This window comes from Clostridium paraputrificum, from assembly GCF_900447045.1.
In the GTDB taxonomy this organism is placed as follows: domain Bacteria; phylum Bacillota; class Clostridia; order Clostridiales; family Clostridiaceae; genus Clostridium; species Clostridium paraputrificum.
The window spans coordinates 67,890-86,313 of record NZ_UAWH01000016.1 but is presented as its reverse complement, the minus strand read 5'-3'; the positions used below and the strand labels follow the sequence as shown (position 1 = coordinate 86,313).

Sequence of the window (18,424 nt, the reverse complement as noted above, 5' to 3'; positions counted from 1 at the left end):
GAATAAAATATATTTCTAAGATAAAATAGAAGTTAAGGATAGTATGAGGAGGAATTGTAATGGTTGGATTTTCTAAAGAAAATGGATATATACATTACTCTGATGAGGTTTTAGCAAAAATAGTTGGTTTATCAACTATGGAATGCTATGGTGTTGTTGGAATGGTATCTAAGAACGCTACTGAAGGTTTTTGGGAACTAATGAGAGTTGAAAATTTAAGCAAGGGAGTAAAGTTAACTCTTACAGAAGATGAGAAGTTAAATATAGAATTATTTGTTATGGTGGAATACGGAACTAAAATTTCCGTTATTGCAAACAATATAGTACAAAAGGTACGTTACAATGTAGAAAACTTTACAGGATTAAAGGTTTCTTCTATAACAGTTAATGTTCAAGCGGTAAGAGTCTAGGAGGTAATCTGATGGAATATAAATCAATAAATGGCCGTGATTTTTATAACATGGTCGTGAATGCTAGTAATAGATTGGCTGAGGAGAGCGATTTTGTAAATTCTTTAAATGTTTTCCCTGTTCCAGATGGAGATACAGGAACTAATATGTCTATGACATTCAAGGCAGCAGTTAAAGAAATTGAAAATATAAACTCAAATTCAATTGGAGAAGTTTCTAAAAAGCTAGCTAAAGGTGCTTTAATGGGAGCAAGAGGTAACTCTGGAGTTATCCTTTCTCAAATATTAAGAGGTATATCAAAGGGATTAGAAGGTTTAGAAGAGGCTGATGCTGCTCAAATTGCTGTGGCTTTAAAAGAAGGCTCAAATTCAGCATATAAGGCTGTAATGAGACCAACAGAAGGTACTATCCTATCAGTAATAAGAGCAACAGCAGAAGCAGCTATTGAAATTGAAGCGACAGATGTTGCAGATTTAATGGATGAAGCTACAAAAGCAGCAAAAATAATGCTTGATAAGACACCAGATTTATTACCAGCTTTAAAGAAAGCTAAGGTAGTTGATTCAGGAGGAATGGGATTATACATAATTCTTTCAGGTATGACAGCTGCATTAAAAGAAGGAATTCAAGCAGAAGTTAAGGATATAAAGGTAAGTGAAGGTGGAGCAGTTGGTGCAAAATCTACTGCAGAAGCTGACATTAAATTTGGATATTGTACTGAATTTATAATTTTAGGTGATGCAAGCAATGCAAAAGCTTTCCAAGATGAAATTGAACCATTAGGGGATTCAATGATAGTTGTTGGTTATGATGATGTAATTAAGGTTCATATCCATACAAATGATCCTGGAGATGTATTAGCAAAAGCAGTAAAGTTAGGAGAATTATCTAAGATTAAAATAGATAATATGAGAGAAGAACACAGAGAACTTCTTATGAGCGAAGAAGAATATGCTAATGCTGAAGTAGAAGCACATGAAGAAGTAGCTGCAGAAGCTAAAAAATATGCATTTGTTACTGTAGCTATGGGAGAAGGTATATCAAATATCTTTAAGGATTTAGGAGTTGACTATGTAATTGAAGGTGGTCAGACTATGAATCCATCAACTCAAGATATACTAGAATGTGTAAACAAACTAAATGCTGAACATATTTTTATACTACCAAACAATAAGAATATTGTTATGGCAGCAAACCAAGCTTCAGAAATATCAGAGAAGGATGTTAGAGTGATTCCAACAACTTCAATACCACAAGGTATTACTTGTGTAACTATGTTTAACCAAGAAGCAGAAGTTGATGAAAATGAAGAAGAATTAAAGGAATTAATGAAGTCTGTTAAAACTGGTTCAGTAACTTACGCTGTAAGAGATACTGAATTAGAAGGAAGCAACCAAAAGGTAGAAGCAGGTAACAAACTTGGATTAATCGAAGGTAAGATTAAGGAAGTTGGAGCAGATACCTATGAAGTAGCTGAAAAAGTTATTGAAAACATGGTTGATGAAGATAGCGAACTTATAACTGTTTTCTATGGTGAAGATGTAAATGAAGATGAAGTAAATGATTTTATTTCTAAACTAGAAGAGAAGTATGATGAGTGTGATGTTCAATGTTATAAGGGAGATCAACCACTTTATTATTTCTTTATATCAGTAGAATAAATTTCTTTCAAAAAGCACCTTGGGTGCTTTTTGTTATATAAGGAGTAAAAAGAATGGATATATATAGTTCAGTATCTACCTTAAAAGGAGTAGGACCTAAGGTATTAGAAAAACTTAATAAAGTATCTATATTTAATATTCTTGATTTATTGTTATATTTTCCAAGAGATTATGAATTTGTTAATGGAAACATACCTTTTGAAGAGATTGATGGGGAAGAAAAGCAAATACTAAGTTGCAAAGTAGTTGCCTTTAAAAGAGATGTTAGAACTAGAACAGGAAAAACTATAACAACAATAGAATTTGATTATAATGGGCATAGGGTAGATGGTAAGTGGTTTAATCAACCCTATATAAAAAATAATTATAGAATTGGTGTTACATATAATTTGATAGGTAAGTTTAAAAGGGTTGGTAAGACTTTAGAGATAGTTAATCCATTAGTAGGGTGCGAAGATGCTCTGAAAAGTGAAATAATACCTAAATATCCCTTAAAGGGAGATTTAACAGATAAACTTATAACAAAGCTTATTAGTTTGGTTCTTGACTCAATAAAGATAACAGAAAACTTACCAAAAGAAATGTGTGAAAGGTATGGCATGATTTCATTAGATAAAGCTATAAGAGAAATTCATTTTCCTAAAGATAAAGAAATGTTAGATAAGGCAATAACAAGATTAAAGTTTCAAGAGCTATTTACTTATTCAATGAAGTTACTTTTATTAAAAAGAAAAATCAAACAAAATAATAAAGGTATTAGTATTCCTTGGGACAATGAAAGAATGGGAGAGCTTAGGGAAGCTCTTCCGTACCAATTGACTGGCGCACAAGCAAGGGTTGTAAGAGAAATATTAAGAGATCAAAAAAGTAATTATCCTATGAATAGATTAGTTCAGGGAGACGTAGGAAGTGGTAAGACTGTAGTAGCATTAATAGCAATATATAATGCATACACAAATGGATATAAATCAGCTTTTATGGTTCCTACTGAAATTTTAGCAAATCAGCATTATGAAGAAGCTAAAAAGTTATTATCACAATTTGGAGTGGAAATTGAACTACTTACAGGTAGTACAACTGCTAAGGAAAAGAAAAGAATAAAGGAAAGAATTGCAGATGGTGCACCTTTAGTTGTGATAGGAACACATGCTCTAATTCAGGAGGATGTTAACTTTAATAAACTTGGGCTTGTTATAACTGATGAACAACACAGATTTGGAGTAGAACAAAGAAGCAAGCTTATAAATAAGGGAGCAAGGGCAGATGTATTAGTAATGACTGCTACACCTATTCCGAGAACATTAGCACTATATCTATATTCAGATTTAGATGTTTCTGCAATAGACGAACTTCCACCAGGAAGAAAGAAAATTGATACAAGATTCTTTAATGAATCATCAAGAAATAGTGCATATGAATTAGCTCTTGGAGAAATTAAAAAGGGAAGACAAGTTTATATTGTTTGTCCATTAATAGAAGAGGATGAAAAGGAAAAGTTAAACTCTGTAGAAAGTATATATAAGAAACTTAAAGAAGGAATATTTAATGATATTGAAGTTGAAATTCTACATGGTAAAATGAAACCTTCTGAAAAAGATGAGATAATAACAAGATTTAAAGAAAATAAAACTAAGGTTTTAATTTCAACTACAGTTATAGAAGTAGGGGTAAATGTGCCTAATGCGTCAGTTATGATTATTGAAAATGCAGAAAGATTTGGATTAGCTCAGCTTCATCAACTAAGAGGAAGAGTAGGGAGAGGGCAATATGAATCTTATTGTGTTTTAATAGCTAATGCAAAGAGCAATATAACTAAGAAAAGAATGAGTATAATGACAGAGTCTACAGATGGATTCTTCATTTCAGAGCAAGATATGAAGCTTAGAGGAACTGGTGAAGTATTTGGCATGAGACAAAGTGGAGATGAAGGACTAGTGTTAGCAGATATATATGAAGATATTAATATTTTAAAATGTGCAAGGGGAGAAGCTAATAAAATGCTAGAGTCTGAAGATTTGAATGATAAACGTCTAGTATATGAAGTTAAGCAAGGATTAGAAAAAAGTAGCAAATATATATGTTTTAACTAATAAATTGTATATATTTATCTAATATGATAAAATGTTAGTGATAAAACTTCGAGGAGGAGAAAAGAAGTGAGAATTATAGCAGGAAAAGCAAAAGGACGTAAGTTAATTCCTCCAGCAACCTTAGAAACAAGACCAACTTTAGATAGAGTTAAAGAGGCAATGTTTAGCATGATTCAAGGATATATTCCTAATGCTGTAGTTGTAGATGTTTTTGCAGGGACTGGTAGCTTAGGTTTAGAAGCTGCAAGCAGAGGGGCTAAGGAAGTATACCTGGTAGATAAGAGTTCCACAACTTTTCCTTTGTTAAAGGAAAATGTTAAAAATCTAAAATTTGAGGAATTTTGTAATCCTATGAATATGGATTCTTATGATGCGTTAAGATTATTAGCGAAGAAAGGTAAGAAATTTGATTTAATATTTATAGATCCTCCATATTGTAGGGAAATGATTCCAGAAGCTATCAAACTAATAGAAGAAAATGATATGTTAGTAGAGGACGGAATAATAGTTACAAAGATAGATTCTGTAGAAGAGATATATGAAGGTTATAAAGATATAAAGTTTAGTAGAAGTAAGAAATATGGAAACACTACAGTATGTTTCTATAAATATTAGGGGGAAGAAAATGAAGATAGCTGTTTATCCAGGAAGCTTTGACCCAATAACAAATGGACATTTAGATATTATAACAAGAGGATCAAAGACCTTTGATAAGCTTATTGTTGGGGTACTGGTTAATGTAGATAAAAAGGGATTATTTAATATAGATGAGAGAGTTGAGTTAATAAAAAGAGTGACAAAAGATTTACCTAATGTTGAAGTGGTAAGTTTTCATGGCTTATTGATAGATTTTATGAAAAAGTATGATGCAAATGTAATTTTAAAGGGGTTAAGGGCTTTTTCAGATTTTGAATATGAGTTTCAAATGGCATTGATGAACAATAAGTTAGATCCAGAAGTGGAAACTTTATTTATGATGACTTCTGCTCAATATTCGTATTTAAGTTCATCTGCTGTTAAACAAGTCGCTAAATTTGGTGGATGTGTAGAAGGATTAGTTCCTAGTGATATAATTCCAGATATTATAAAAAAAATAAAGGAATAGGTTGGGTGGTATTGTGGATAAGAACGTGGATGTTAATATCGTAGAATTATTAGAATATCTTCAGGATTTAATTGAGAATTCTCCGAAGGTGCCTATAAGTGGGAAAACAATGGTTGATAGGAAAGAAGTGCTTGATGTAATAGATCAGATAATAAACTATCTACCAGATCAATTTAAAAAGGCACAATGGGTTATGAATGAAAGAGAAAGAATTTTATCAGAAGCTAAAAAAGAGTATGATTCAGTAAAAAAAGAAACAATGGAAATGATGAGACAAAATGTTGAAAATCATGATGTTGTAAAAGAAGCTAAAATTAGAGCGCAAGAAATAGTGTCAGCTGCTCAAAGAGATGCAAAAGCCATAAGATTAGGGTCAAGAGACTATTCTGATGAAATATTAACGGATCTTGATAGAGAATTAGAAGTAAAGAAGGCAGAGCTTATAAAAGCCTTACAAGCAAGCTTTGAAGAAGTTGCTAGTGATGTAGATAAGAATTTCACTGGTATAAGCTCTACCATTAAAGATAATATTAAAGAACTACGAGATATGAAAAAGTAATTTTTTAAAGGTTTTCCCTATTGCATATATACCTAAAATTATTATGAAAGGTATAAAATACATAAATGTTGTTATATAAGGAGTTGCAGGAGTTACTATAGTAGAGGTTGCTATACTACCTACAAATAACTTTGCAACTATAAAGGTTATTATAAAGCTTAAGATTCCTTGGATTAGCTTGAGTAAAGTATATCTAAACATAGGTACATTATGCTTGCTAATAAAAGAATTTACTTGAGCTATTATTGATAGCCCGGAAAAAGAACATAAGAAGCTTATTATACTTAGTTTTAATGGTATTGTTAATGTTGAATTGGCTATTATATTACAACCGTTAGTGATTTCAATACTGCCAAGAAAAAGTGCATATATAGAGTCTTTAGGTAAACTTAAAAATGATTCTAAATTATTAAAAATAATGCTTATATTAGCATTATTTTTTATTATGCCGATAATTACTGAAAAGATGACTATAAATCCACCAACTTGTATGGTAGTAGAAATTGCATTATCTATTGCGTTCTTAAAGGCTTGACCAAAATTGATTTTTGGACTTGATAAGTTAGATGAATTATTATTGCATATTTCTTTATTCTTTCTTGTAAATAGTCCTATAAGGATTAAAGAAATATAGTTTGCTATTAATAGTAAGTACCCAAATCTTGCATTTCCTAGCATTGCAGTACAAACTGAACCTACAATAAATAAAGGACCGCAGTTAGAAGCTATATTAAGTAGTCTGAAATATTCTTTTTTATTTATATAACCTAGATCATAAATATCAGTACAATACTTTGCTCCTAGAGGGTATCCGCATAAAAAACTAGCAGTTAATGGGAAAGAGCATACTTTTGATAAACCTAGTGGTTTACATAAAAAAGGTCCTAATATTTTTGAGTATAAGGAAATACCATCATAAGATATTAATAAATTACAGATTACTAAAAAAGGAAATAACGTTGGAACCATTGCTTTAAACCATAGTTTGCATCCTTCAATTGCAGATGCCATAGATACTTTTAAATTAACAAAAAATAAAATTATAAGTATGCTTATTAAAAAAGATATAATATAGTTCTTTTTTATATTTATCAATTTAAATAAAATTTGAATTAATAGAATAATTAAAAGCCATAAGAAAATAATACTTAACATGAAATCACTCCAATCTATATAGTATTTATATTTCCTATGGCTTTACAATATTATTTTTTCCTAAAAAATGTTGGACTTTTTAAATAATCATCATAAGGTAAAATAGAAGAATTAAGGATAGAATAAGCTTTAGTTCCTAGTAAATCAATTTCTAAGTATTCATCATTAAGCTTTTGGGGCAACTTTGTTAATATTTCTATATTACCTTTCTTTTTTATTTCCTTAAGTATTTTACTTCCAGTTTCATTAAAAGCAAGAGGTCTAATGTAATTAGGTGTTTTATGAACAAGTTTTTTAATATCATATTTTTCTAATCCTAAAAAGAATGATGTTAGAATTCTGCTTATTCTTGTATATGTATATCGTTTGCTCTTAATATTTAAAATTAACTCATCTATGCTTTTAGAGTTAGTTATTTCTTTTATTATCTTATTATCTAAACCTTCTTTTACATCATAAACCCTATTAAGAGTTTCTCCTGAAGTTAAAATTTTATATTTTACAAATTGAAACATATCATCGTTAAAGACAAAATTATATTTTTCCTCTTTCAACTTTTTTAAATAGGTGAAAGTTTCTTTGGAAACAGCATTTTCAATTTTTTTTAAACTACCACTATTTTTTAAAGCGTTTCTAATTGAAGTGGCAGAAGAAAAAATATTGTTAAGTTCTGAATCGTTATAATTTGCTCCTTGCCTTTTTAATGTATATGGAATAATGGAACTATTTAATTTTGATAAAGATTTTATATATTCAATAGCAAGAATGTTATTAGAGCTACCAATAATTTCTTCGCAACAAATATCATGAAGAGAATTCTTTAAAGCAATTTTTCTTGCTGTATGAAATGGTGCACCTTTATCAAGTTGAAGTTTTAGATTTGATTTAAAGTCCTCAGGTTCTGTTATTAATACCTGTGAGATTCTTTTCAGTTCTTCAATATTACCAGACTCACTTCCAAAGTAAATAGAGTTTACTACTCCTGTAGAGTTTAGTATACTACATGCTCCGTAAGCAAAACCTTCAGCTGAAGATATAGAGTATACTAAAGGCAGTTCTATTACTAAATCAACGCCATTAGCTACTGCTATATTAGCTCTTTCCCACTTATCAATTATAGCTGGGATTCCTCTTTGCATGAAGTTACCACTCATTATACATATTACACCATCACAATTTGTATCCATCTTTGCTTTTTGTAGATGATAAAGATGACCAAGATGAAATGGATTATATTCAGTTATTAAGCCAGTTATATTCATAGCTTTCCTCCTATACTGAAAATATAGAGATATTATAACATAAAATATATCCATTTAGGTCACAACATAAAATAGAGAGAATTTTTCTGATAATTAAGATAATTTTTAATCTAAAGACTTTGGCAAATAGGGGATTTTAAGGTTGAAATAGTATGTGTTGTAGGAGTATAGTATAAGATGAAGAGACAACGTGTCTTTGAAAGGAGAAATGAACATGAAACTGATGAATAAAATATTGGAAGTAGCAAAAGCAGATAAAAAAAGAATTGTACTTCCAGAAGGAAACGAAGAAAGAACAATAGTAGCTACGGAAGAAATATATAAGCAAGGATATGCACATCCTATTTTAGTAGGAAATAAAGAAGAAATATTAAACAAGGCTACTGCTTTAAAAGTTGATTTAACAGGAGTAGAGATTATAGATCCTGAGACATCAGAAAACTTAAGCAAGTATATAGAAGCATTCTATGAATTAAGAAAAAATAAGGGTATGACTATGAGTAAAGCTGAGAAAATAGTTAGAGACCCGTTATATTTTGGGACAATGATGGTAAAGCTTGGTGATGCAGATGGTATGGTATCAGGTGCTGTTCACACAACAGGAGATCTTTTAAGGCCAGGTTTACAAATAATAAAGACAGCTCCAGGAGTTTCAGTTGTATCTAGCTTCTTTATAATGATGGTACCGGATTCTGTATACGGAGAAGAAGGAATGCTTCTATTCTCTGACTGTGCAGTTAACCCAAATCCTAATGAAGATCAATTAGCTGCTATAGCAATTGCTACTGCAGAAACAGCTAAAAACTTATGTAAGGTTGAACCTAGAGTTGCAATGCTTTCATTTTCAACTATGGGAAGTGCTGACCATGAGTTAGTATCAAAGGTTAGAACTGCTACAGAAAAAGCAAAAGAATTAAGACCAGACTTATTAATAGATGGAGAAATGCAATTAGATGCAGCAATAGTTGAGTCAGTAGCTAGTCAAAAGGCTCCTAATAGCAAGGTTGCAGGAAAAGCAAATGTATTAGTATTCCCAGATTTACAAGCAGGAAATATAGGATATAAATTAGTACAAAGATTTGCTAAAGCAGAAGCAATTGGACCAATATGTCAAGGCTTTGCTAAGCCAATTAATGACTTATCAAGAGGATGTAGCTCAGAAGACATAGTAAAGGTTGTTGCAATCACAGCTGTTCAAGCTCAAAGTAGTAAATAATAAAGCTAAAAAGGAGTGTCTCTAATAATGAAGGTACTTGTTATCAATTGTGGTAGCTCATCATTAAAATATCAGTTAATAAATATGGAAAATGAAGAGGTGCTTGCACAAGGGTTAGTAGAAAGAATAGGAATTAATGGTTCAATTTTAACTCAAAAGATAAGCGGTAAAGAAAAATACGTGGTTGAGGAAAAAATGGTTAATCATGAGGATGCTATAAAGCATGTATTAGATGCTTTAATAGATAAAGAGCATGGAATAATAAAGGATATGAGCGAAATTGATGCAGTAGGTCATAGAGTTGTTCATGGTGGAGAAAAGTATTCGCAATCAGTACTTGTTAATGATGAAGTTATGAATTATTTAGAAGAATGTGTAAAACTTGCACCTCTTCATAATAGACCTAATATAATCGGAATAGAAGCTTGTAAGAAACTTATGGCTAATACACCTATGGCTGTTGTTTTTGATACAGCATTCCATGGTACAATGCCAAAAGAAGCGTATATGTATGCTTTGCCATATGAAATGTACGAAAAGCATGGAATAAGAAAATATGGATTCCATGGAACAAGTCACAAATATGTATCTAATAAGGTAGCAGAAGCTATGGGCAAGGATATAAAGGATTTAAAAATCATAACATGCCATCTAGGTAATGGAGGAAGTTTAACAGCAGTTAAGAATGGAAAAGCTATAGATACTACTATGGGATTTACTCCATTAGATGGAATTGTTATGGGAACTAGATCGGGAAGTATAGACCCAGCAATTGTTATTTATCTAATACAAGAGTTAGGTTACTCTGTAGAAGAAGTTAATGATATTTTAAATAAAAAGTCAGGAATATTAGGGGTATCAGGAGTAAGTTCTGATTTTAGAGATATAAGATCAGCAGCTTATGAAGAAAATAATGAAAGAGCTAAATTAGCTTTAGATTTATATCATTATAAGGTTAGATGTCAAATTGGTGCTTATGCGGCAGCAATGGGAGGAGTAGATGTAATAGTATTTACAGCTGGTGTAGGAGAAAATGCTATTGAAACAAGAGAAGGATGTGTTGAAGGACTTGAATTCCTTGGTATTGAAATAGATAAAGATAAGAATAAAGTTCGTGGAGAGCTTAAAGAAGTGTCTAAAGATACATCAAAAGTAAAAATTTATGTTGTTCCAACTAATGAAGAATTAATGATAGCAGAAGAAACAGTAGAATTGTTAAATTAATCCCTTGACTTTTAACCATGCAGTTTATATAATAAATTGTGTTTATTCAGTAAATATTTTAGCTAAGGAGTGAAAAGGCTCAAAAAGAGTCATTTTTATGGAGATACAGTTTTTAGATCTTATTTCTAGAAAAGAAAGAAAAAAAGATATTACTTATAAGGTGGTAACTGAACCATTCTATTTCGAAGGGGATTATATTAAACCTTTAAGCGAAGTAGATGTTAAAGGTGAAGTGACATCTGATAATGATATAATAACGATTAAAGCTCATATTAAAGTAGATTTAGAATTAAAATGTTCTAGATGCCTAGATACCTTTATCTATCCAATAGATATTGATATAGAAGAAAGGTTTACAAATAACAGCGAACATTGTAAAGATGAAAATGTTGTTTTTGTAAAAGGTGATGCATTAGATATCACAGAAATTGTTGAAAATTCAATAATATCAACCTTACCTATTAAGAGACTTTGCAGCAAAAATTGCAAAGGCCTATGCCAAAGTTGTGGTGCTAACCTTAATAAAGAAGCATGCAACTGTAACAATGAAGATGTAGATCTTAGATTGGCAGGCTTAAAGGCGTTGTTAGATAATAAGGAGGTGTAACAATGGGAAATCCAGCTAGAAAGACATATAGAGCAAAGAGAGATTCAAGAAGAGCTCAAACTTTTAAGGCAAGCTTACCAGGGATCGTAGAGTGTCCACAATGTCACGAAATGAAACTTGCTCACAGAGTATGTAAGAACTGTGGTTACTATAAGGGTAAAGAAGTAGTAGTTACTGAAGAATAAAGAAAGTCATTAGACTTTCTTTTCTTTATATTCAGATAAAAAAGGAGATAATAATATGAAGATAGCTATAGACGGTATGGGAGGAGATCATGCACCGCAAGCTGTTGTTGAGGGTGTTGTTCAAGCACTAAAAGAATTTGATGGTGTAGAGATGTATATAACTGGACCTGAAAATATCATGGCAGAAGAACTTAAAAAGTATGATTATCCAAAGGATAGAGTAAAAATAATTGATGCTACTGAAGTAATATCTACTAATGAACATCCTGTAATGGCAGTTAGAAAGAAAAAAGATTCTAGTATTGTAAAGGCCTTACATTTAGTTAAGGAAGGAGAATGTGATGCTATTATTTCTGGTGGAAGCACAGGAGCTTTTTTAGCAGGATGTACATTTATAATAGGAAGAATTAAAGGGGTTGAAAGACCAGCACTTGCACCTATAATGCCAGGTAGAAATGGTAACTTTATGGTTGTTGACGTAGGGGCAAATGTGGATTGTAAGCCTCAATATCTAGCTCAATTTGCAAAGATGGGCAGAATTTATTATGAAGCGATGTTTGATACTAAAAATGCCAGCATTGGTCTTGTAAATATTGGAGCAGAAGAAGAAAAAGGAAATGAGCTTACAAAAGCAGCGTATCAGTTGTTAAAGGAAGAAGACTTTAATTTTGTGGGAAATGTTGAACCAAGGGATATTCCGACAGGAGATGTTAATGTATTAGTCACTGATGGGTTCGTTGGAAATACAGTTTTAAAGATGTATGAAGGATCTGCTTCCACTCTTTTAAAAATGATTAAAGACGAAATTTATTCGGCACCTTTAATACCTAAGTTAGGAGCAGCATTATTAAAACCTGTGTTTAAAAAGTTAATGGTTAAGTTTGATTATAAAGAAGTTGGTGGTGCACCATTTTTAGGCGTTAATAACATATGTATAAAAGCACACGGAAGTTCTGATGGGAAAGCATTTAAAAATGCTATAAGACAAACTATATTATTTAATGAAAGAGGAATTCTTGATACAATGAAAAAAGAATTTCATAAAGAAAAATAATATTAGATTTTATTTATAAGTTATATTGACGAATAAAATTATATATACTATCATCTAAATGAAAGGACTTAGGAGGTGAATATAATGTTTGAAAAAATACAAGAAATTATTGCTGATAAATTAAGCATTGATGTTGAAGAAATAACTTTAGATTCATCGTTTATAGACGATTTAAATGCGGATTCGTTAGATATTGTTGAACTTATTATGGCTTTAGAAGATGAACTAGAAATGGAAATTCCAGATGAAGACGTTGAAAACTTTAAAACAGTTGGAGATGTTGTGAATTATGTAAAAACTCATCACGAAGAATAATGTAATCCCGCATCTTTCGCGGGATTTTGTATTTTAGTTTATTCTTGAATTTATTAGTAAGCTAAAGATTGAAGAATAAACTTAGAAGAGGGGTATATATGAATAACTTTAATTTGAGTAATGTAGAAAAAAACTTGAAGATAAATTTTAATAATAAAAGAATAATACAAACAGCTTTTACTCATAGCTCATATGCAAAACAGTTTAAGGAATCTCAATATAATGAAAGATTAGAGTTCTTAGGTGATTCTGTTTTGCAGTTAACAATTACAGAGTATTTATTTTCAAATTATAAAAACAAGTTAGAAGGAGAGCTAACAAGATTACGTAGTTTAATTGTTTGTGAAAACTCCTTGTATAATGTAGCAAGAAAGCTAGGAATATCTGATTTTATAATGATGAGCAAGGGTGAAGAGTTAACTGGTGGTAGGGATAGAATATCTATACAAGCTGATGCAGTAGAAGCTATTATTGCAGCTATTTACATTGATAAAGGATTAGAAGTTGCTAAGGAATTTATATTAACTAATTTTAATGATATTATTAAAAAAGCTATAGATAATAAGATAATCTTAGATTTTAAAACTAAGTTACAAGAATACTTACAGAAGGATGGAGATATTGATATAAATTATGAACTTTATAAACATGAGGGTCCACCACATAGAAGAAAGTTTTTTGTTAACTTATATGTAGAAGGTAAGTTATTGGGTAGTGGCGAAGGATATAGCAAGAAAGAAGCAGAACAAAATGCAGCAAAAGAAGCACTAATTAAACTGGAGGTTGTTGATGAGTAAAAATTATTATATTATACCTTTGTTTGTGCCACAAGAAGGTTGTCCACATAAGTGTGTATTTTGTAACCAAGATAGAATAACTGGTTCAAAAGAAAGTGTTACAGCAAAAACGGTATATGATACTGTTGAAGAGTATTTACAAACAATTAATAATAAAGATGCAACTATAGAAATTTCATTTTTTGGAGGAACATTCACAGGAATAAGAGAAGAAAAACAAAGAGAATTACTTTCTGTTGCAAAAGAATATAAAGATAAAGGTCTTATAGATAAGATAAGAATGTCAACTAGACCAGACTATATTAATGATTATATACTGAGTTATTTACAAGAGTATAGTGTAGATATAATTGAATTAGGAGTACAATCATTAGTTGGGGATGTTTTAATAGGAGCAGGACGAGGACATACAATTAAGCAGGTTGAAGATGCATCAAAACTTATAAAAGAGTATGGTTTTACCCTAGGACATCAAATTATGCCTGGATTACCTAGAGATAATTTCGAAAAAGATATAGAAACAGTTAAAAGGTCTATTAGTATGAAGCCTGATATTTGTAGAATATATCCTTCTCTTGTTATTAAGGATACTCCAATGTCAGTCATGTATAATAGGGGAGAGTATATTCCTTATACACTAGATGAAGCGGTTTCTATATGTAAAAAGTTATATAAAATGTATTTGGAAGCAGGTGTTCAAGTTATAAGAATAGGACTTCAGCCTACAGATACTATTACAGAAGGAAAAGATATTGTAGACGGTCCATTCCATCCAGCCTTTAGAGAGTTAGTTGAAGGTAGTTTCATTAGTGATAGGATACGTGAAGTGTTTAAGGAAAGTAAAAAGGGAATAATCTGTTTAAATAGTAGAGATTTAAGTAAGTTATATGCAAATAAGAAAAAGTATTTTAAAGAGTTGTTATCTGATGGATTCAAAATAGATGTTCAAACAGATGACACATTAGAAAGAGGACAGATTATTTTTAAATAAATGGAGAGGTAGCCTGAATTATAAGAAGAGTTATAATTCGGGTTATTTTATTCTTAAGAGTTAAGAAATATTGAATTTTGTACAAGGTTAAGATAAACTTATAAAGAAGATAGGAAGTGTTTTTATGAAAAAGAAGACAAGAGATAAATTGAAATATATATTAGCAACATTTATGGTGATTATTTTTATATTGGGATTAATTCCAGCTATATTTCACTAGTAAGGAGTGGGCGTATTGTTTTTAAAGTCGCTAGAAATAAGAGGATTTAAATCTTTTGCAGACAAAACAGAATTAAGGTTTAAAAAGGGTGTAACTGCTGTAGTTGGACCAAATGGAAGTGGGAAGAGTAACATTTCTGACTCAGTTAGATGGGTTTTAGGTGAACAGAGTGTAAAGACATTAAGAGGAGGGAAGATGGAGGACGTAATCTTTGCAGGAACTCAATATAGAAAACCTGTAGGATTAGCACAAGTATCTTTAACTCTTGATAACACAGATGGTTCATTAAGTTCTGACTACAATGAAATTACTGTTTCAAGAAGAATATTCAGATCAGGTGAAACTGAGTATCTTTTAAATGGAACTAAGTGTAGATTAAAGGATATAAATCAGCTATTTATGGATACTGGTATAGGTAAAGAAGGATATTCATTAATAGGACAAGGTAAGATTGAAGCTATTCTTAGTGGAAAACCTGAAGAAAGAAGATCTCTATTAGAGGAAGCAGCTGGTATTGTAAAGTATAAATCTAGAAAAGAAGAGGCTGAAAAGAAGCTTTCTAATACAGATGAAAACCTTGTGAGAATTAGAGATATTATATCTACATATGAAGAGAGAATTGAACCATTAAGAATAGAGAGAGAAAAAGCTATTGAATATAGAGGGTTATATGATACGTTAAGAGTAAGTGAAGTATCTTTATTAGTTCACTATATAAATAATATTGAAAAGACATTAAAAGAGTATAGTGAAGCAGTAATACAAAAGAGAAATAAATTAGATGAAAAGAAAAATCTTTTATTAACTGAAAAAGAAAAGTTAAAAGAAATAGAGAGTAAGATAGAAGAAATAGAAAATAAGACAATACAAGAAAAAGCGGAGTATTATGAGAAAAAAGAAAGTATATCTAAAATCTCAAATGATATAGATGTATTTAGAGAGCGTATAAAAAATCTTGAAACTATAATAGAGAAGAATACTTTAAGTTTAGCTGAGTATAAGAATAAGATTTCTATTATCAAAGAGGAAAGAGATAGAGTTGAACAGGAACTTTTAATAAAAAGAGAAGAACAAAGAGAGAAGGAAGAAGAAATCTCTTTATTAGAAAATAAGAATAGCGAATCCATAAAAAATATTAATAATATGGATGAAGAACTTAAAAAATTAAAAGAGGATGAATTTGAGTTATTAAGAGGTAATTCTGAAATTAAAAACTCTCTTACATTAATAAATAATGAAATTAAGTTAAGGGTTGAAAAGGAACAAACATTAAAATCTTCTATTCAGTCTTTAGAAGGAAATATAAAGATAAATATAGCTACTTTAGAAAGTTTGAAAAATAAAGTAGAGACAATAAAAGGTGAAATAGGAAATTTAGAAGCTTCTATATATGAGAAGAGAAAAGAAATAGGAATATTAAATTCTAAAATAACCAAAAAGGATAATGAGATAAAACTTTTTAATAAAAATATTAATGAACTTGAAGCAAATAAAAATATGTTATCCAATTTAGAAAAGCATTATGAAGGATATAATAGATCAGTAAAAATTCTTATGGAAAGAATAGAGAAGGGCTTAACACCAAAAGCAGATGGAACTAAAGTTCTTGGAGAAGTTTTTACTGTTGAAAAAGATTATGAAACAGCTATAGAAATAGCTTTAGGTGCTGGTATATCCAATGTAATTACTGAGAATGAAAGGGTAGCAAAAGACCTTATTAATTATTTAAAAAAGAATAATATAGGAAGGGCAACATTTTTACCTCTAGATAATATAAGAGGAAACAAGCTGTCGTTGGATTCTAGAATTACTTCAATGGAAGGATTTATTGGAATAGCATCAGATATAATAAAATATGATGATAAGTATACTAAAGCTATTAATAATGTTTTAGGAAGAACTATTGTATGTAGTGATATGGATTCAGCCTTAAGACTATCAAGAAATAGTAATAATAGTTATAGAATAGTAACTTTATCAGGAGAATTAATATCTCCAGGAGGAGCTTTAACTGGTGGAAGTATACAAGGGAAGCATACTAATATTCTTGGTAGAAAAAGAGAAATTGAAGAGATAGGTGAACTATTAGAAAGTAAAAAGCAAAAATTACAAGAAGCTTTAAATGAGTACAATAGTTTTAAAAAGAAAGTATCGGATTTGGATGAAAGTATATTAAATGACAGAGATGAAATTCATGCTAAAAATGTTGAGGTTGCAAAGAATGAATCTGAAATAATTTCTTTGAAAAATGAATCTGAAAAGCTAAAAAATAGTTTAGAGGTTTCTAAGCTTGAGTCTAAAAGAAATGACGAAGATATACAAAGCTTAAAGAATAAGTTAAATGAAAAAACTAATGAGTTAGAAAAAATAGAAGAACAAAATAGTTGGAATAAAGAAAGAGCTGTATCACTAGAAGATGAATTAAAGATTGCTAGGGAGAAGCTTAATAAAGAAAGAGAATATATTACAGAACTTAAGGTTAATAAGGCATCTTTAGATGAAGCATTAACTGGTAAGTTAAGTGAAATATCAAGGAAAGAAAAAGAAATAGATGAGAATATCTCAAAAGCTAAGTTCATGGAAGATGAAAATAAAGACAATAGAGAGAATGTTCAAATTTTAAATAATAATATACATGAAAGATTAGACAGAATTGAGATAGAGAAGAATAGACTTGTTGAACTTGAGGAAAGTTTTAAAGAAGAGGAATTAGAAAAAGCTAAATTAAAAGAAGACTTTAAGATTAAAGATAGTTTAATAAATGAAACCTTAGATATAATAAATAAAGAAGAAGGCGAATTAAACAAGCAAGAAGTGCAGAGAGCTAAATATGAAATGGAAAAAGATAATCATTATACAAAGTTAAATGAGGAGTTGGACCTTACATTAGCTGAAGCACAAGAAATAGCAGTAAATATTGAGAATGTCCATGATATAAAAGAAAGTATTAATAGCTATAAAAGAAAAATTACAGCTCTTGGAACTGTTAATTTAGCTGCAATTGAAGAGTATGATGAAGTTAAAGAAAAGTATGAATTCATGTCTTCTCAAGAAGAAGATTTACAAAAATCAAAAGAAGAACTTTTATCTGTAATATATGAAATGACTACCAAAATGAAGGAATTATTTAAGGAAAATTTTAAGGTGTTAAATAAAAACTTCAATGAAACTTTTAAAGAATTATTTAAAGGGGGTAGCGCAGAACTTATTCTTGCAGAAGGTGATGAATTAACTGCAAATATAGATATAAATGTAGAGCCACCAGGAAAGAAACTTCAAAACATTAATCTTATGTCAGGGGGAGAAAAAGTTTTATCTGCCATTGCATTACTGTTTGCAATATTAAAGATGAAGCCAACTCCATTCTGTATATTAGATGAAATTGAAGCAGCACTTGATGATGCTAATGTATATAGATATGCTGAATTCTTGAAAGAATTCTCTAAAGGAACTCAGTTTATAGTTATTACTCACAGAAAAGGTACAATGGAAGCTAGTGATGTAATGTATGGAGTTACAATGGAGGAAAAGGGTATATCAAAGGTTGTATCAGTAGACTTAACAAAATAGAAC

General features: G+C 30.2%; 18 protein-coding genes. 16 read left to right on the top strand and 2 right to left on the bottom strand.

Annotated elements, in window-relative coordinates; genetic code table 11:
* Positions 1-59 precede the first annotated feature (59 nt).
* The 6 genes from DR024_RS13705 (at position 60) to DR024_RS13680 (ending at position 5,825) form a co-directional block, all read left to right on the top strand.
* A complete protein-coding gene (locus tag DR024_RS13705) occupies positions 60-410 on the top strand; it encodes an Asp23/Gls24 family envelope stress response protein (protein WP_027097498.1) in 351 nt (116 codons plus the stop codon).
* An 11-nt stretch (positions 411-421) separates the two neighbouring features.
* Positions 422-2,071, top strand: a complete 1,650-nt coding sequence (locus DR024_RS13700) for a DAK2 domain-containing protein (RefSeq protein WP_027097499.1) — start codon at positions 422-424, stop codon at positions 2,069-2,071.
* Between the two features lie 53 nt (positions 2,072-2,124).
* Positions 2,125-4,161: an ATP-dependent DNA helicase RecG gene (recG, locus tag DR024_RS13695; RefSeq protein WP_027097500.1), complete on the top strand. Its 2,037-nt coding sequence runs from the start codon at positions 2,125-2,127 to the stop codon at positions 4,159-4,161.
* Between the two features lie 66 nt (positions 4,162-4,227).
* Positions 4,228-4,776: a 16S rRNA (guanine(966)-N(2))-methyltransferase RsmD gene (rsmD, locus tag DR024_RS13690; RefSeq protein WP_055184512.1), complete on the top strand. Its 549-nt coding sequence runs from the start codon at positions 4,228-4,230 to the stop codon at positions 4,774-4,776.
* 10 nt (positions 4,777-4,786) lie between these two features.
* Positions 4,787-5,266: a pantetheine-phosphate adenylyltransferase gene (gene coaD, locus DR024_RS13685; RefSeq protein WP_027097502.1), complete on the top strand. Its 480-nt coding sequence runs from the start codon at positions 4,787-4,789 to the stop codon at positions 5,264-5,266.
* Positions 5,267-5,279: 13 nt separating this feature from the next.
* Entirely contained in the window at positions 5,280-5,825 is a 546-nt protein-coding gene (locus DR024_RS13680; protein ID WP_027097503.1) for a hypothetical protein, read from the top strand.
* Here the strand turns inward: DR024_RS13680 and ylbJ are convergent.
* Both ylbJ and DR024_RS13670 read right to left on the bottom strand, forming a co-directional pair.
* Positions 5,805-6,980, bottom strand: a complete 1,176-nt coding sequence (ylbJ, locus tag DR024_RS13675) for a sporulation integral membrane protein YlbJ (protein WP_027097504.1) — start codon at positions 6,978-6,980, stop codon at positions 5,805-5,807. The two genes, DR024_RS13680 and ylbJ, sit on opposite strands and share 21 nt — an antisense overlap.
* Positions 6,981-7,030: 50 nt before the next feature.
* Complete coding sequence (locus tag DR024_RS13670) at positions 7,031-8,242, bottom strand: nucleotidyltransferase (protein WP_065254467.1); 1,212 nt, start codon at positions 8,240-8,242, stop codon at positions 7,031-7,033.
* A gap of 214 nt (positions 8,243-8,456) precedes the next feature.
* On the opposite strand from DR024_RS13670, the gene pta reads away from it, so the two are divergent.
* The 10 genes from pta to smc all read left to right on the top strand — a co-directional run bounded on the left by pta (position 8,457) and on the right by smc (position 18,421).
* A complete protein-coding gene (gene pta, locus DR024_RS13665) occupies positions 8,457-9,458 on the top strand; it encodes a phosphate acetyltransferase (RefSeq protein WP_027097506.1) in 1,002 nt (333 codons plus the stop codon).
* Between the two features lie 27 nt (positions 9,459-9,485).
* Positions 9,486-10,682, top strand: a complete 1,197-nt coding sequence (locus tag DR024_RS13660) for an acetate/propionate family kinase (protein ID WP_027097507.1) — start codon at positions 9,486-9,488, stop codon at positions 10,680-10,682.
* A gap of 97 nt (positions 10,683-10,779) precedes the next feature.
* Positions 10,780-11,289 carry a YceD family protein gene (locus DR024_RS13655; RefSeq protein ID WP_027097508.1) on the top strand — a complete coding sequence of 170 codons (510 nt, stop codon included), beginning with the start codon at positions 10,780-10,782 and terminating at the stop codon, positions 11,287-11,289.
* Positions 11,290-11,291: 2 nt separating this feature from the next.
* Positions 11,292-11,474, top strand: coding sequence for a 50S ribosomal protein L32 (gene rpmF, locus DR024_RS13650; RefSeq protein WP_027097509.1), 183 nt, complete (start codon positions 11,292-11,294; stop codon positions 11,472-11,474).
* Positions 11,475-11,529: 55 nt separating this feature from the next.
* Complete coding sequence (gene plsX / locus DR024_RS13645) at positions 11,530-12,528, top strand: phosphate acyltransferase PlsX (RefSeq protein ID WP_099313303.1); 999 nt, start codon at positions 11,530-11,532, stop codon at positions 12,526-12,528.
* Positions 12,529-12,612: 84 nt separating this feature from the next.
* Positions 12,613-12,843, top strand: a complete 231-nt coding sequence (acpP, locus tag DR024_RS13640; protein WP_027097511.1) for an acyl carrier protein — start codon at positions 12,613-12,615, stop codon at positions 12,841-12,843.
* Between the two features lie 98 nt (positions 12,844-12,941).
* Positions 12,942-13,640: a ribonuclease III gene (gene rnc / locus DR024_RS13635; protein ID WP_027097512.1), complete on the top strand. Its 699-nt coding sequence runs from the start codon at positions 12,942-12,944 to the stop codon at positions 13,638-13,640.
* Positions 13,633-14,631, top strand: a complete 999-nt coding sequence (locus DR024_RS13630; protein ID WP_027097513.1) for an elongator complex protein 3 — start codon at positions 13,633-13,635, stop codon at positions 14,629-14,631. Before rnc ends, DR024_RS13630 begins: the two co-directional genes overlap by 8 nt.
* A 124-nt stretch (positions 14,632-14,755) precedes the next feature.
* Positions 14,756-14,851 carry a DUF4044 domain-containing protein gene (locus DR024_RS17905; RefSeq protein WP_195259236.1) on the top strand — a complete coding sequence of 32 codons (96 nt, stop codon included), beginning with the start codon at positions 14,756-14,758 and terminating at the stop codon, positions 14,849-14,851.
* 15 nt (positions 14,852-14,866) lie between these two features.
* Positions 14,867-18,421, top strand: coding sequence for a chromosome segregation protein SMC (gene smc, locus DR024_RS13625; protein WP_027097514.1), 3,555 nt, complete (start codon positions 14,867-14,869; stop codon positions 18,419-18,421).
* Positions 18,422-18,424 lie beyond the last annotated feature (3 nt).

Coding starts and splice junctions, on each gene's coding strand:
- DR024_RS13705 (WP_027097498.1), top strand. CDS start 60: ATGGTTGGATTTTCTAAAGAAAATGGATATATACATTACTCTGATGAG.
- DR024_RS13700 (WP_027097499.1), top strand. CDS start 422: ATGGAATATAAATCAATAAATGGCCGTGATTTTTATAACATGGTCGTG.
- recG (WP_027097500.1), top strand. CDS start 2,125: ATGGATATATATAGTTCAGTATCTACCTTAAAAGGAGTAGGACCTAAG.
- coaD (WP_027097502.1), top strand. CDS start 4,787: ATGAAGATAGCTGTTTATCCAGGAAGCTTTGACCCAATAACAAATGGA.
- ylbJ (WP_027097504.1), bottom strand. CDS start 6,980: ATGTTAAGTATTATTTTCTTATGGCTTTTAATTATTCTATTAATTCAA.
- DR024_RS13670 (WP_065254467.1), bottom strand. CDS start 8,242: ATGAATATAACTGGCTTAATAACTGAATATAATCCATTTCATCTTGGT.
- pta (WP_027097506.1), top strand. CDS start 8,457: ATGAAACTGATGAATAAAATATTGGAAGTAGCAAAAGCAGATAAAAAA.
- DR024_RS13660 (WP_027097507.1), top strand. CDS start 9,486: ATGAAGGTACTTGTTATCAATTGTGGTAGCTCATCATTAAAATATCAG.
- DR024_RS13655 (WP_027097508.1), top strand. CDS start 10,780: ATGGAGATACAGTTTTTAGATCTTATTTCTAGAAAAGAAAGAAAAAAA.
- rpmF (WP_027097509.1), top strand. CDS start 11,292: ATGGGAAATCCAGCTAGAAAGACATATAGAGCAAAGAGAGATTCAAGA.
- plsX (WP_099313303.1), top strand. CDS start 11,530: ATGAAGATAGCTATAGACGGTATGGGAGGAGATCATGCACCGCAAGCT.
- acpP (WP_027097511.1), top strand. CDS start 12,613: ATGTTTGAAAAAATACAAGAAATTATTGCTGATAAATTAAGCATTGAT.
- rnc (WP_027097512.1), top strand. CDS start 12,942: ATGAATAACTTTAATTTGAGTAATGTAGAAAAAAACTTGAAGATAAAT.
- DR024_RS13630 (WP_027097513.1), top strand. CDS start 13,633: ATGAGTAAAAATTATTATATTATACCTTTGTTTGTGCCACAAGAAGGT.
- DR024_RS17905 (WP_195259236.1), top strand. CDS start 14,756: ATGAAAAAGAAGACAAGAGATAAATTGAAATATATATTAGCAACATTT.